Origin of the sequence: Polynucleobacter sp. JS-Safj-400b-B2 (assembly GCF_018881975.1) — a bacterium.
Taxonomy (GTDB): Bacteria; Pseudomonadota; Gammaproteobacteria; order Burkholderiales; family Burkholderiaceae; genus Polynucleobacter.
Map to the genome: position 1 here is coordinate 32,953 of NZ_JACVPJ010000010.1, position 14,220 is coordinate 47,172.

The 14,220-nt window shown below is 45.6% G+C and carries 12 protein-coding genes; all 12 read left to right on the top strand.

Annotation, left to right across the window (positions count from 1 at the left end; all coding sequences use genetic code 11):
- Positions 1–7: 7 nt before the first annotated feature.
- The 12 genes from ICN48_RS10655 (at position 8) to ICN48_RS10710 (ending at position 14,207) form a co-directional block, all read left to right on the top strand.
- Positions 8–739, top strand: a complete 732-nt coding sequence (locus ICN48_RS10655; protein WP_216153670.1) for a type IV secretion system protein — start codon at positions 8–10, stop codon at positions 737–739.
- Positions 736–1,782, top strand: a complete 1,047-nt coding sequence (locus tag ICN48_RS10660; protein ID WP_216153671.1) for a TrbG/VirB9 family P-type conjugative transfer protein — start codon at positions 736–738, stop codon at positions 1,780–1,782. Before ICN48_RS10655 ends, ICN48_RS10660 begins: the two co-directional genes overlap by 4 nt.
- Complete coding sequence (locus ICN48_RS10665; protein WP_216153672.1) at positions 1,779–3,236, top strand: TrbI/VirB10 family protein; 1,458 nt, start codon at positions 1,779–1,781, stop codon at positions 3,234–3,236. Before ICN48_RS10660 ends, ICN48_RS10665 begins: the two co-directional genes overlap by 4 nt.
- Entirely contained in the window at positions 3,236–4,474 is a 1,239-nt protein-coding gene (locus ICN48_RS10670; RefSeq protein ID WP_216153673.1) for a DUF1173 family protein, read from the top strand. Before ICN48_RS10665 ends, ICN48_RS10670 begins: the two co-directional genes overlap by 1 nt.
- A 300-nt stretch (positions 4,475–4,774) precedes the next feature.
- Positions 4,775–5,977, top strand: coding sequence for an ATPase, T2SS/T4P/T4SS family (locus ICN48_RS10675; protein ID WP_216153674.1), 1,203 nt, complete (start codon positions 4,775–4,777; stop codon positions 5,975–5,977).
- 276 nt (positions 5,978–6,253) lie between these two features.
- On the top strand, positions 6,254–6,868 hold the full coding sequence (locus ICN48_RS10680; RefSeq protein ID WP_216153675.1) for a TcpQ domain-containing protein: 615 nt from the start codon (positions 6,254–6,256) through the stop codon (positions 6,866–6,868).
- A gap of 37 nt (positions 6,869–6,905) precedes the next feature.
- A complete protein-coding gene (locus ICN48_RS10685; protein WP_216153676.1) occupies positions 6,906–7,496 on the top strand; it encodes a hypothetical protein in 591 nt (196 codons plus the stop codon).
- Positions 7,493–9,118 (top strand): type II secretion system protein GspD, encoded by a 1,626-nt coding sequence (locus ICN48_RS10690; protein ID WP_216153677.1) that lies wholly within the window; start codon positions 7,493–7,495, stop codon positions 9,116–9,118. Before ICN48_RS10685 ends, ICN48_RS10690 begins: the two co-directional genes overlap by 4 nt.
- Complete coding sequence (locus ICN48_RS10695) at positions 9,115–10,479, top strand: hypothetical protein (RefSeq protein ID WP_216153678.1); 1,365 nt, start codon at positions 9,115–9,117, stop codon at positions 10,477–10,479. Before ICN48_RS10690 ends, ICN48_RS10695 begins: the two co-directional genes overlap by 4 nt.
- Positions 10,415–10,981 (top strand): hypothetical protein, encoded by a 567-nt coding sequence (locus ICN48_RS10700; RefSeq protein WP_216153679.1) that lies wholly within the window; start codon positions 10,415–10,417, stop codon positions 10,979–10,981. Before ICN48_RS10695 ends, ICN48_RS10700 begins: the two co-directional genes overlap by 65 nt.
- Positions 10,982–10,983: 2 nt before the next feature.
- Positions 10,984–13,014, top strand: a complete 2,031-nt coding sequence (locus tag ICN48_RS14110; RefSeq protein ID WP_216153680.1) for an ATPase, T2SS/T4P/T4SS family — start codon at positions 10,984–10,986, stop codon at positions 13,012–13,014.
- Positions 13,011–14,207: a type II secretion system F family protein gene (locus ICN48_RS10710; RefSeq protein WP_216153681.1), complete on the top strand. Its 1,197-nt coding sequence runs from the start codon at positions 13,011–13,013 to the stop codon at positions 14,205–14,207. The genes ICN48_RS14110 and ICN48_RS10710 overlap by 4 nt, the downstream gene beginning before the upstream one ends.
- The last annotated feature ends 13 nt before the right edge of the window (positions 14,208–14,220 follow it).

Sequence of the window (14,220 nt, forward strand, 5' to 3'; positions counted from 1 at the left end):
GTGTAGTGTGTCATTAGGTCAGGATAAATCCAATATTACGTCGGAAAAAATCAAGCGCATTTCCATATCATCAATGCACGATGAGGCTGCGGGATGGGAGCGCAACCATATGGAATTACTATCAAAGTCAGAATCTCGGGCATGGAAATTTACATGGTTCTCATTGAGTTTTTCATGCTTATGTGTGCTGGCCGTGGCCGTACAAACTCCTCTTCATGAATTTAATCCAGTTGTATTTACAGTTGACCGAAATACTGGCGTAGCTCAGATGGTCGACCCATCAGGAATTAAGAGTGAAGTTTTATCGGAGGCGATGGATAAGCATTGGGCTCAGGAGTATGTTGACCACCGTGAACGATATGAATGGACATTATTACAGCATGACTACGATTGGGTCCTAAATACTTCATCTGACCAGGTAGGGCGTACATTTTCTCTTGTATATGATGGCGATAATTCTCGCGCCAAAAGACTTGGTTCAAATAGCAGTCAACGTATTTTTATAAAATCAGTTACCTTGCCGCCAGACTCCCCCGGTCAAGCGGTAGTGCGCTTTGAGAGAACTACTCGTGAAAATGGTATTGATAAGCCGCTTGAAAATTTCGTCGCTACGCTTAGCTACATCTATGAGCAGCCCAAAACTTTTGTAAAAGAAAAACGGGTTATTGATAACCCCTTTGGATATAAGGTAACTGGTTATGCCGTTTCCGCAGACTATGCGAGCGGAGCTGCAAAATGAAACGGTCATTAATGTATTTTGGCGTTGCTTGGATGCTTTCTTGTTCTTTTGTGGTTAATGCTCAAAATAACCCTGATGGAACTAATGCGCGTAAAGAATCCGTTAGTAAGTTGTATGCCATCACCAATGCAGCCAACTCAAAAACACCAAGCGTTACTGAGGCACCAGGAGCGGCCCCCAGTAAATCAACCAAGGAAGAGGGCGACATTCAAAGTGCTGACCAGACAAAAAACTCTCCCGCTAAGACTTCTAAGCCTATTAAAAAACTAATTCTCAGGGAGCCTGAGATTCCAACAATATTAAAAGTAGCCTACGATGGCGAGACTGCTGAAGAGCCTGTAACCATCTATGCGAAACGTGGTTTTAGCACTCTTCTTTTGTTCGCGCCTGGAGAGCATATTGAGCGTTGTGGTGGCAGTAAGTATGACTGTATAGACGTAGGTGACTCCAGTGGATGGTATGTGACTGGGAATGCTGGCGATAACAATGCAACTATCAGAGCTAAATCAACAGCATTTGATACCAATATTTCGATTATCACCAACCTATATGCGTACTCATTAGATCTTAGGGTGCTACCAGATGACTCAAAGTCAAAAGGAACGTGGCGCGTAAGAATCTCTCATAATGATTCGCCGGAATTCTCGCCGGAAAAGCAGGCTCGCATGCTGCATGATCGCCTGAATAATCCATTGCACTACAAGCGTAATCGTCGATATACATTACAAAAAATCGAAGGTTCGGACGACATTATTCCAAGCGAGGCCTGGGATGATGGCAGGCTTACCTATATTCGTATTTCAAATAATCGTGAAAAACCCGCTTTCTTTAAGGTGATGCCTGATAAATCAGAGCTGACAACAAACTTTCACATGGAAGGAGACGTCGTTGTCTTGCATGAAGTTGCGCGCCAGTGGGTGATGCGTTACGGCTCTCAGGTTATCGCTATATATAACGAAGCTTTTGACCCAGAAGGATTGCCACCTGTCGATGGCACGCTTGTTCCAGGCGTAATACGCATTACTAAGGAGCAGCCACTATGAATAGAGGATTGCATCCTGATTCACCAACCGCTGAGCTCAATGCGATCCCGAAAGGAGAAAACTTTCAACTTGGGGGTAGATCTGAATTCTCGCAATTTTATAATGAAGCAGACTTGTTGGAAGATGCGAGCGTGCCATTGTCTTCGCATGAAAGTACAGCGGTCACCGAAGAGAATTCAATAAGTAATGCAGAGCATGTGCAAGCTACCCCAAGCTTGAAAGATTTAAAGAAAAAAGCCTTCCTAAAGCGTTCTAAAACTTTTGGCCTTGTTATTTTCTTGATAGTAGTTTTGGTTGGAGGGTTTGCGTTTTACTTTCTCACCGTTTGGAAGTCGCATTTAAATAAAAAAATTGGCGTATTACCAAGCACAGTGCATGTGGTTGGCGACAATAACTCTGTAGGCAGTGCCAGCAATCAAAAAGACTCAACTCACTTGCTTGGGGTGGAGTCTGAAAAAGATAATCCAACCCCTGCTGCCGCAAGTCCGAATCAACCTGCTGGGCAGCCGGCTCCCTTGGCTAAGACAGCATCGGGTCCTGGGGCCATTGGGGCTCAGCCCGGACCCGGACAGTCGATAGCAACACCCCAGCCCGCATTGGATGCATATGGCCGTCCCATTGCACCCGAGTTACCGCTTAATCGCTTTGATGCGCCCATGGGGGCGCAAGATGGAAGGGCAAGCCCTGCAAATGGTGGCGCCACCCATGCCAACACTAGCGTTGTATCTACAAACGCAAACTCCCCAGGAGTTAACCTGGCATCTTCGGTTGCAAATGTAACAAATACTGGTGCCACCTCCAATCCATCGACTGGCGGTAGTTATGGTGGGAATCTTACCTCGGCCCAAACACCAAGAGCCACGGCATCAATGATAGGTAATCGTAGTTTGATATTGGCGCAAGGTGTTGATATTCGTTGCGTATTAGATACTGCAGTTGCTTCTGATCTACCTTCAATGCCACGATGCCATGCTCCAAAAGACATTTATAGCGATGATGGAAAAGTTGTTTTGGCTGAGGCTGGCACTACTTTTAACGGTGAGTCAGGGGCAATAGCAATGAAAAATGGCCAAAGCCGTTTGTATGTGCTGTGGTCGCGCCTAAAAACTCCAACGGGCGTCACTGTCAAGCTAGATTCTCCTGGGGCTGATGCTTTGGGGCGGGGTGGTCTTGAGGGGGATCTCGATAAGCGCTGGGGCGAACGCATTGGATCCGCCTTTTTACTCTCAATGGTGCAGGACTCTATAGCATACGCGTCTACACGCGGTGGAAATTCAACTTCACCAACTGTTTTCCAAAATACCACCAATGCTGGTAACCAGATGGCAACTGAAGTACTTAAAGACAGCATTTCAATACCACCAAGATTAACCCTCAACCAGGGCGAAATCATCACCATCCACGTTGCTAGAGACGTCGATTTTTCTAGCGTATATCAATTAAAGGCTAAGTGATGCCAAATTATCAATTTGGAGGTACCTCATATTCACCAGAAGATGCCCGCTGGCAAGATATTCTCGCAAAAGCATACGAGAAAAAGGTGCGACCTAGTTGCATGTGTATTACGCCAGCACCATCGATGTATATATCTCGAGTAAATGCTCGCTACATTATTAAGCGCATGCCAGGTTCTGGATCCGCCCATGGAATTACATGCGGCTCCTATGAGGCTCCAGCCATTCTGTCTGGTATTGGCGAGGTTATGGGTACTGCGATACAAGAGGATCTTGAAACCGGCAATACAACTCTAAAGCTTGGTTTCGCTTTAAGCAAAGTACCAGGAAAACTTCCTCCAGAACCAAGTGATGAGTCTAAGGATACCGTCAAATCACCGGGTACAGAGCTATCGATGTTAAGCACTTTGCAATATCTTTGGTCTGAAGCGCAATTTCATCGGTGGTCTCCAAAAATGGATGGCAAACGCAACTGGGGCCTTATCCGCCATTATTTATTAAAGGCATGCGAGCAAAAGCTTGCAAAAAATAAACCTTTAAGCGCTTTGCTCTATTGCCCAGAGTCTTGGTCGCAAGATGCGAAGGAGCGAATAGCCGAGAGTAGGCGAATTGCATTTAGCAAGATATCAGAATCTATCCATGGAAAACGTTCTCTAATGCTTTTAATTGGCGAAGTGAAATCCTTTTCTCCTTCGCGCTTAGGCGTTGAGATGAAGATCAAGCACGCTGATATTGGTTTTCAAATGAAGGAAAGCCTTTACAAGGCATTGCAAAAGCATTTCGCCCCGAGTATGGATTTATGGGATGCCCATATTGAAGATGGAGCTCACCTTATAGCTATAGCTACTTTCGGCGTTAATCAGGCGCTCACACCTGAAATCGAGGAAATTTCACTGATGCTTACTACACCCGGATGGATTCCAATTGAAGGGGTTATGGAGTGGACGCTTGTAAATAAAGTGCATGATCAAAAACGTCACTTCATTAAAGGTTTACGCTTTAATTTACCAAAGAAAAAACCATTGGCATCGGTATTGCTTACTGACACCGAAAATGCTTGCGCATTATTCATACAACCAGCAAGCCCACCAGAAAACTTTTCGCAAGAACTTCATGAGATGTTAATCAAAGACCCGATGGACTATTGGATTTGGGATGCCGCTCATGCAATGCCCGATATTCCAGAACCCATGATTCGTCAGCCCACAATTATTTCAGGAGAAGATTCACATGATTAAGCGAATAGTAGCGAGCTTGCTAATTTTTTTATGCCAGCAGGCCATGGCGGATGATTGGGGATGCCAAGTTGCATTGTGCATGGCCAATCCAGCTGGGCCAATGGCTCTCTCCGAATGCGTTGCCCCAATACAAAGACTTTATAACGTTCTAGCCCATCATGGAAGTTGGCCCTCTTGTAGTAGAGCCTCAGCACCAAGTGTAGCGACTCCGCAATTTAACAATTCAGCCTCCGGTAATACCAATCCAAATAATCAGCCTACTTTGCCGACTCAAACCAATTCGACTACCGGGGCTGTTCAGTGACTGCTAATCTAAAAAATGAATCGATATCAGGATTTGATGCCTCTCTTTGGATAAATCACGCAATTTCGCCTTTAGTAGAGCACCTAAAAGATGATTGCACTGATCTAGCAATTATTGGACCAAACCTCGCATTTGTTGATGGAAGGACGGGTTGGAGAAAGGTGCCGTTCTCATTGGATATGAACGCTCTTAAGTCTCTCGCAAAGACCATAGCAAAAAATACGAATCAAAGCATTTCAGAGCAAAACCCAATTATGAGTGCCATGCTACCCAATCGGGAGCGAATTCAAATAGTCATGCCTCCGGCAGTTGCATCTGAACAATTTTCAATTTCTGTGCGTAGACCGTCGATAAATAATTTTCCTGTTTCCTCTTACGTGGAATCAGGCTATTTTAAAAATACGGCTTGGAAAACTGGTGATGGATTCGGCTCTGACCATCAGGCATTTATTGAGGATGCAATTCAAGATGATGGTGTTGCTGGCACCGAATTAAATGGCGTTAAATGGTCGCCCAGCAAAAATTGCCTTGAAAAAATTAAATTAAAAGCAAAAAATGACCCATTGATTGGTCAAGCTTATGAGTTGTTGTCCACCGGCAGAATTGCTGATTTTTTAATGTTTGGTATCAAGCAAAAGTTCACCATGGCTATGGTGGGAGACACTGGTAGCGGTAAGACGGCCTTAATGCGTTCACTATGCTCACTCATTCCGCTTGAAGAACGCTTGATATCAATCGAGGATGTACGAGAACTTTTTCTTCCGCACGACAATTTTGTCAACCTGATGTATTCAAAGGGAATGCAAGGGCAGGCGGATGTCTCTGTATCAGACCTAATTGCCAACTGCATGAGGATGAAGCCCGATAGGGTCCTGTTGGCGGAGTTACGCGGTTCTGAAAGCTATGATTTTCTAAAACTCATGACTTCCGGGCATGCTGGTTCAGTTACCTCATACCATGCCGTGAATTGCGCCTCCGCCATTCCTAGATTTGTGTTTATGGCTAAAGAGAGTAAAGAGGCCGCTTCCTATGATATGGAAATTCTTAGAAAGCTTTTTTTGATGTCAATTGATGTAATCGCGCACGTTAAAGCGGTGCCCCTTTTTAACGCCACTGGGGAAATGATCGGAAAAAAGCGAGTTATGACAGAAATTTACTGGGATCCTATTTTGAAAGAGGGGTTAAGTTTTGAACATTGATGCTGCTATGAATTATTTCTATATTGCTGTCACTATTTTTTGGCTTTTGGGGGGCTATATTCTTGGAATTTACCAAGATGATCGCTTGTCGAATAGATTTTCTACGGCATGCCTAGTTTTGGGGGCTCCATTTCTTTTCTACATGCCTTTTTCTGAATTGCATACCCCTTTCAATGTCCATCTAATACTTGTTGTTTTTTACCTATATTTAGCAACGCAGCTCTGGAAAACGACTAAACTATGGAATGACGTTAGAGCGTCACACAGGAGTTTCAAATGATATCTTTCCCATATCCCCGTAAAGGTGACGTTTTCATCGTGGCAATCACGATGAATTTGATCGCTTGTTCCAGCGGTCCAAAACCATTGATGCTGCCCGATGGGAGTGCCCGCGTCCCGATAAATACCCAGGAGATTGTAGTTGCTGTGGCTGCTATATCGCCTAGCGACATCTTGGATGTGCCCCCAGCCTCCGAAAAAGTAATTCCTCAGCCCCTTCAACAAGCTGTTGTACCTCAGCCATCGAAAGAACCCAAGGCAATACTTACCTTGCCTGCACCGCTAACGACTGCCAATTCAGAGGTCAACCCATCTGGAAGGGCTTCGCCTCCCGATGTAGCTCTTGTTCTACGCCCCGGTGATCGTCTGTCGAGCTCTCTTAATCATTGGCTTTCTGATCAAGGTTGGACGCTACTTTGGAAGCCGCAGGCGGGAACACGTGGAAGACTTCGGGATTTTGTTGTCTCTGACGATACAACCCAGTATGGGGATATTGAAACAGTATTAGGTCAAGTGCTGACTGGCAAAGCGTTGGCTGTTCAGATTTCCAGTGCCGATCATAAAGTGCTGGTTACAAATGCTTCCGCTGAGCAACCCACAATAGATAAATAGAAGAAACCAAATGAACAATATTTTCATAAAAAAAATAATGATGCATTTTTTACGATTTAGCGCAGCTATATTGGTTTTTATAGGGGCAGCTTCCACCGTTAATGCTGGGCCTCAAATGCAAGCAGGCGATTCAAATGGGTCCTCGCCGTATATCAATCAAGACAAATATGTGGTCGACGTAGTGCTGATGGGCGATGACAAGGTTGACCATACGATCCAGTTTACCGTCCAGGCTGACGGACGCCCTATGTCTATGCAGTTCGGCACTCAAATTGACTATTTAAGTGCCATCACCACTACCGTTGATTCCGATGGATTTGTTCATGAAGGTGCGACGAGTCAGAAAATTATCGTTGGCGATACTGTTGTGATTTCCCTTAAAGAGCAAGCGCCCCCAATTCCAGGCCACTTGATTTTGGATTTTGATGCCAACTCATCCAAGTTGTTATCGATGAAAAAAATACAGATTGGGGATCATGCTATTGAAACACCTGAAATTGATGTGGCCAATATTAGCTCCACTATCAATGTAACGCTTAATGATGAGGTAACCATCTCGGATGGCGACTACGGTAAGCGCAAAAATATAACTATAAAAGTTCGTAAGATGGAGGTTGCTCAAAGATGAGTCACGTAATTAAAAGATCGTCACGCAAGCTAATTTTAACTATGCTATCTGCTGGACTTTTGTCAAGCGCCTGCACCTTCCTGCCTCTCGCAAAGCAAAATAAAGACAATACACAAGAAGAAGTCTCTGAATTTGCAAAATCCCAGAAGAGGCCCGTGATCACCAAAGTTGATCGCATCAGCTCACCAACCAAGGAAATTGTTACGGATGATGCAGAGGAGACTTTGGCAATTTCAGTGCCCAATGGGAGTTGGTTTTCAATTTTGCAAGGGATTGCAAAAAAAGAGGGGTTTGTAGTTCGTACATTGGATGGTGTTGATACCAGTCGACGAATGAATATTGCAATTACAGGCTCTACAACAAAAGAGGCAATCCACACTCTGGCAATGCTTGCAGGTTATGTTGCTGTAGTTCGTGATCAAGATCATTCGGTAACGATTGCTCCGCTGGCTACATATACATTTAAACTCCCTCCGCCGGCAATGAAACTTTTGGCAGCTAACTTTTCCGTGACCGCCAATAGCGGCGGTTCAAGTTCGGGAGGTGGAGGCTCCAGCGGTGGTTCATCTAGCAGTGGTGGTGGCACAAGTGCGCCACCAAGTACAGCAACATTCTCAGTCGGAGGGTCAGGCGCTACCACGGGCGGTATTGGGGGTATGTCCCCAGGATCTGGTGGGGTTGGAGGGTCTGCTCAGTCGGGGCAGAGTAGCACTACGCAATTGGAGGGCTATCTACGCAATATAGCCGGTACAAACGCTCAGATTTCAGTTCTGGCTGAGCAGGGATTAATTACAGTCAGAAGTAATGGTCAAGCATTAAAACGGGTACAGGATTTTTTACAGGATTTTTCAACAGATGCCATGCGCAATGTGATTATCGATACGGCAATTATTGATGTATCGATAAACGATGATTTTCAGCTAGGGATAAAGTGGAATAAAGTTCTAAATGAAGCGGGTGGCGTAACTAAAGGCATCAGCATTAATAACACGGGTGTTGTTACTGCCACAGGGGGTGCAGCAGTGCCGGCATATACCTACACTTCCGCTTCAATTGCTGCAGTTGTTAGCGCTTTAGAAACCTTTACCCGCACCAGGGTAATAAACGACCCCAAGGTGGTAACCACCAACCACATTACTGGAACTATTTCCGTGGCTAAGCAGTTGCCATATTTGCCCTCAATATCAACTACGGTAACGGGCACTACAGGAACTTCACAAACATCTGCCTCGGCAGCATATGCGATGGACGGAATGACAATCGCAATTACCCCGCACATTATGAATAACAATTTAGTGCAGTTGCAGCTCATGCCTATTACCAATACGCTTGGCGCTTTGCAAAACCTGGGGCAGGGTATTAGCGCTTACCAAATGGACACGAAACATTCATTAATGAATGTCCTAACCGAATCCGGGAAAACTGTAATTCTCTCCGGAAACCGAAGCGTGAAGTCGTCTGACGCTCGTACTGGACTCCCTGGATTAACGCGTCTACCAATTATTGGGCCCTTATTTGCCGCCACTGATATTGCCGGCGCTGTTGATGAATATGTCACCTTGATTCATGTGCAGGTTTTGCCTGCACCCGCATTTGATGTTCTTGTAGGAGAGGCTTTGTGAAAATAACCAATAGTAAAAACTTCTTTTCAATGAAGTTGGCTGCCTTTCGCAATAAGGGAAATGGATTTAATCGAAACAAATCAAGTTCACCCAATACAAAAGGTAAAAGCGATGAGAATCAATTGCTTTGGCTTTTAACGGATTTTGATAAGCGCTCACAGATTTATGGTGTGTCTTCCGGGATTTCTGGCTCTGTAGAAGCCCAAACGGCCAATTTTGAACCTAATGAAGGTGTATTGATCTCGTTTTCTGCAGATGACCATCGAATTGCTGCGGATGGTCAAGATCGGGCCATAAACTTGCGCGAGCGTGCCATAGAAGATTATGGAACCCAACTATCCTTTTGGATGCACAAGTCTGCCAGCAATGGGGTTGATGGTAGCCGTAAAAAATCACAAACACTTTATGCAACAGCATTAGATCGAGTCATCGACTCGTCCATGCCGATTATTTCAGGTTTGGCATTAATTGATCATTTGCTTTCCCAATATGAGTTTAATCACGGCTTAATTACAAGGCCATTAATTACTGGCTTTGCATTGCCGCAATCAACTACATCGCCAGATGGAAGCGAATCTTTGCAATTGCTCCTGATTTTGTATTATCTAGACGGGGATAACTATCTTGGATCGCGTCCAGATCGCCCTGAATCAATGCGATTTCTCGTTACTCCAAATGTAACGCCCAGCGCTTATCAAGAAACGTTGGTAGATTTTCTAAGGCGTGCCGATGCAAGTCAAACCACCACTGCCGGCGGATTTGATTATGAAGCTCAAGTTGTTCTTTTCGATATGACAGCCTTATCTTCGAATAAATTACCAATCGCATACCCTAGTGAAAAATTAGTCTTTGGGGCTCCGATATCACTCATATTAAAAAGAGCTAGTAGTTTTTTAGGGGCCTGCTTATTTGCTTTAATTTCGATGATGGCTTGGTACGAGTATCGAATTATCAGCACAGAATCGAACTTGAGCAAGCTGCGTGAGACGCAAACTCAACTGCCCAAAGAGTTAAGCCAGACGGTACATGAGCAACTTGGCGCCTTTATTTCCGGCGGAAGCATTGATGTTGGTCAAGCCATTGACCTTGCTCAACAAGTTTATCAAAGCGGAGGCCATGTGAGCATGGATCTTGATAGGGCGCACCTGGTGTTGCATAGCTACCTACCCAGACCACTAAAGCCAGGGGAGTTTATGTCAGAGCGTTCGCGAACGGCTCTACAAAGTTCTCCTCCGACCGGATGCACTAAGCGTTCCGTAAATTCCGATACAACCTTTACCGACATTGTGATTGATTATGATTGCCAAAACCAAACCACTTCCCGTACTAGTCGCCTTAGCCCTCTTTACACTCGCCGCTAGTTTTGGCGTTGCCCAACTTAAGGAGCGTGCCGATGACTTGCAAGCCCAGCAAGAGCAATTGAACGCTCAAGTAAGCAGGGCTTCGCAAGAAACGGGGCAATGGAAATCATTAATCATTGAGTGGGCCGCCGCTAATATGTTGCGTGATGACGGCGCTAAAGCCGTCCCGGCGCCTTCCAAAAAGATGCTCGAACCATTGGATACTGCTCTGGTTGTTGCATTAGCAACCCTACAAAGTAGTGCAACAAACCATCTTATTACGCTATCGCAGGTAAATCCAGCACAAGCTGCTCCAGGCATTAATAACCCTCTGGCAGCTACGGCCCGCCCAACAGGCGTTGAAGGCATCCGTGCTATCACCATTAATATCAAAGCGCAATACAAAAGCGCTGACGATTTAAGCCTGTTCTTTGCAGATTTAATTCAAGCAGGCATTGGGGTTGGAAAGCTATCGATCTCCGGGGATCACTTTGATGCACAAATAGATGTTTTTGGGAGCTAAATGTGAATCGATTTTCGTTGCGCAAACTTGTTGACCAGTCTGACCTCATTTACAAAGAGGGCGCTAATGACCTGGAAAGTAATGCGACGTCTTCAGAGGAGCTTATGGACTCCGAGTCCGCTTATGCGGTTGTTAGCCCAATCAACTCAGACTTAAGGATTTCATCTGATTTCGCTGGAAAGTTAACCCAAGGACAATCTCTTGAGCTGAATCACGAATTAAATAACGAGGTCAACAAACAGCCGGAGCCGCCTGCAGGCGTCGCAGACTGGCTACTAACTCAAGTTCACCAAAACGAAATTGAGCTTGTTAAATTGCTGCGTAATAAAGGCCTGCGCGATTCTCATATTTTGATGGCAATATCAAGAGCGAGGCAAACTGGAGAGAGTTTGCTGGACATCATGCGGCCCGAAGATTATGGCTTTTTAAGCATGGAGCAGATAGCTCAAGTAATTGCACAGCTTAATGATATGGAGTATATCGATGGGTTTGAGGCGGCAAGATTGCTTGATGAGGCTAGCCTTGAAAAACATCAAATTGTGCTACGCAGTGACGGCCCCAGCACCTTTATGCCACTGTGTGTAATGGACGACCATTCTAGTGGCCGTTCGAACATTGAAGTATTGATTTCTGACACGCAAGCTCGCAGCTTAGCAAGGCATACATTTTCAGGACATACGTGTCAATTTAGAGTTGCTAGCGAGGGGGTTATAAATAATTTATATCGACGCGTCTTTGGCAATACAAAGCAAGCGCTAGAAATTTCTTATGTGTCCTATAAAAAAGCGTTAGACGCAAAAGATCAGGATGGCGAAGCTGGCAATCACAAAGAGGCTGTATTAATGGCTCTAGCACGTCATGCTTGCTATGCCGGGGCCTCTGATATACGCATGCAACCAATGGCCTCCGGTCGAGGAGGGCAAGTTTTACTTCGCATTGATGGTATTTATCGTGACTTAATGTTTTTGCGCTGGGATGTTTATCGTGCCTTGATCAATGTCTTAATCGACGAATCAGGCAAAAGCGAAGAATTGCGCCGTGGGCCAATTGAAACGGTATTGCATTTTGATGGCTCTAGATATTCAGCAAGACGCAATGCAAACTTGGATCTTGCAAATCGCTATGCCTTTCGGGTCGAGCTGATTCGTACTTTGCCAGAAGAAACTGATATGGCCTACACCACCATGGTTGCCAGAATTATTGACAATCAAGCGGAAGAGGTTGACTTGCATAGACTTGGGATTGATAGTAAAACCCTTGAAAAATTAGCCTCCTATTTGATGCGACGCGCTGGAATTTTATTTACCACGGGGGCGGTAGGTTCAGGTAAATCCACTCTGCAAACAGCTTGTTTACGCGCTTTTGTAGATCCAATCGCCAGAAGTGTGCAAACCATCGATAACCCACGTGAATTTGCCATGGGTACATGGATGCAGTACCAGCAGCCATCTGATGCTAGCGAGGGGGAGGGCGCAACTAATATTGCTACCGGCCTACTCAGAAACGCTGTCGACGTTGCGGTGCCGGGCGAAACACGTACGCCAGCAATGGCGAAGTTGGTCATGCAAATGGCGAATATGGCGGTGTTTTGCATGACAACCATGCACAACAATAAAGCTGTTTCTGCTATTGCGAGGCTTAAAGATTTGGGAATAGAGTATGCCCAAATTGCCGATACGGTATGCGGCATCTTAGCTTTAGCGCTCCTGCGCATTTTATGCCCACAGTGCAAGATCTCTGATGAGCGTAGCGCAACAATGAGCGCCTTAAAGCAAGCCCCCTGGGTAAACGACTCGAAACCATTTCGGGTCGGTCCTGGTTGCCCGCATTGTCATATGACTGGCTACCGAGGTCGCAAGCTAACCTATGAGCTACTTGATATCGATGTGACGGTAGCGCAGATGATTCATGGTGGAGCACCTCTTTCCGAAATAGAAAAACATGCCATTGCCCCACAAGATTCAATGTATGGCCATGGATTGAATTTGGTTGGCGCAGGAGAAGTGGATCTTGAGCAGGTGGTGTCCCTATGAAGCTGGTTTATACCTTTACGGCCACCCACCCGACTAGGCGTGAACGTATTAGCGGACTCATTGACGCTCAATCACGCGCCAGCGCTATATATTCCGTCAAAAAAATGGGATTAGAGCGAATAGCCCTCAAGCTCAATATATCGCAAGCAATCTATTCATTGATTAGCGGCACCCGTAGCGTTTCGCCGCCCGAGCTGGCTCGTTTTTATCAAACATTGTCGCGCCGATTGCTTTTGCGTATGGATGAGGCGGAAATATTGCGCACTGCACAGGACTACTTAATTGATGGCCGCATGCGCTCAGCCGCAGCCATCATGTATGCCCAAAGACGCTCTAATGTAAGCCTTGGGCAGTCTATGTTATCTGCGGGACTACCAGAACGAGATGCCAGCGTCATTATGGCCATTGAATCTCGTTCAGCACAAAAGGCGAGCGCTTTTGCCGATCTTGCCAGGGAAACTCAGGAGCGCTTCCAGTTGGGACGTGATTTAAAAGGCCTGTTTCGTATGCCAAAGGTTCTAGCAGCTATTGTTTGGTTTGCTGGAGGTCCTTTTTTAGTGCTCTTGATCATGCCGGTACAGATCGCAACTAGCAATCAATTTGACATCAAATTACCTTCATGGATTGCGGCATATTACGCGGCAATTACGTGGTTAAACGACCATCTTGTTATTGCAACAATTATTTATCTCGCCGTTCCAGCGGGCTTAGTCGCGCTGCTGAAGTCATCCTTTGTGCAAAAGCAAGTAGAGCGGATTAGTGTGGTTAAGCGATTTTTAGATCTTCGAGAGCATGCGGCTCTATGGGGGTCTTTTGCAATGCTATACGGTGCCGGCGAAATTGCGCAGCGTATTTGTGTGCTGCTGCGTAAAACAGTATCTCTACCAAACACAGCTCAATGCTTGGACCGCATGGCAAGGGCACATCTTGCCGGTAGAGACAATATTGTTGCCGTGCGTGCAGCAATGTGGCCACGCTGGGTTGAGTCGGCGCTAATTGCTGCCTATCAAACTGATTTTGAAGAGGAAATGAATCGCAGCGTCATGCTTTGGCGTGAGGACCTTGCATGGCAAATAGCCGCTCTCAAATTTTGGGCCAAGATGCTTGATGTTTTGTCTCAAACCCTCGTTGTAGGCATTTTTGCCTTCAACGTGTCTGTCATTCCAGCCATTACCGCACTGGCTGGCAGTTAATTGCAGCTTACTT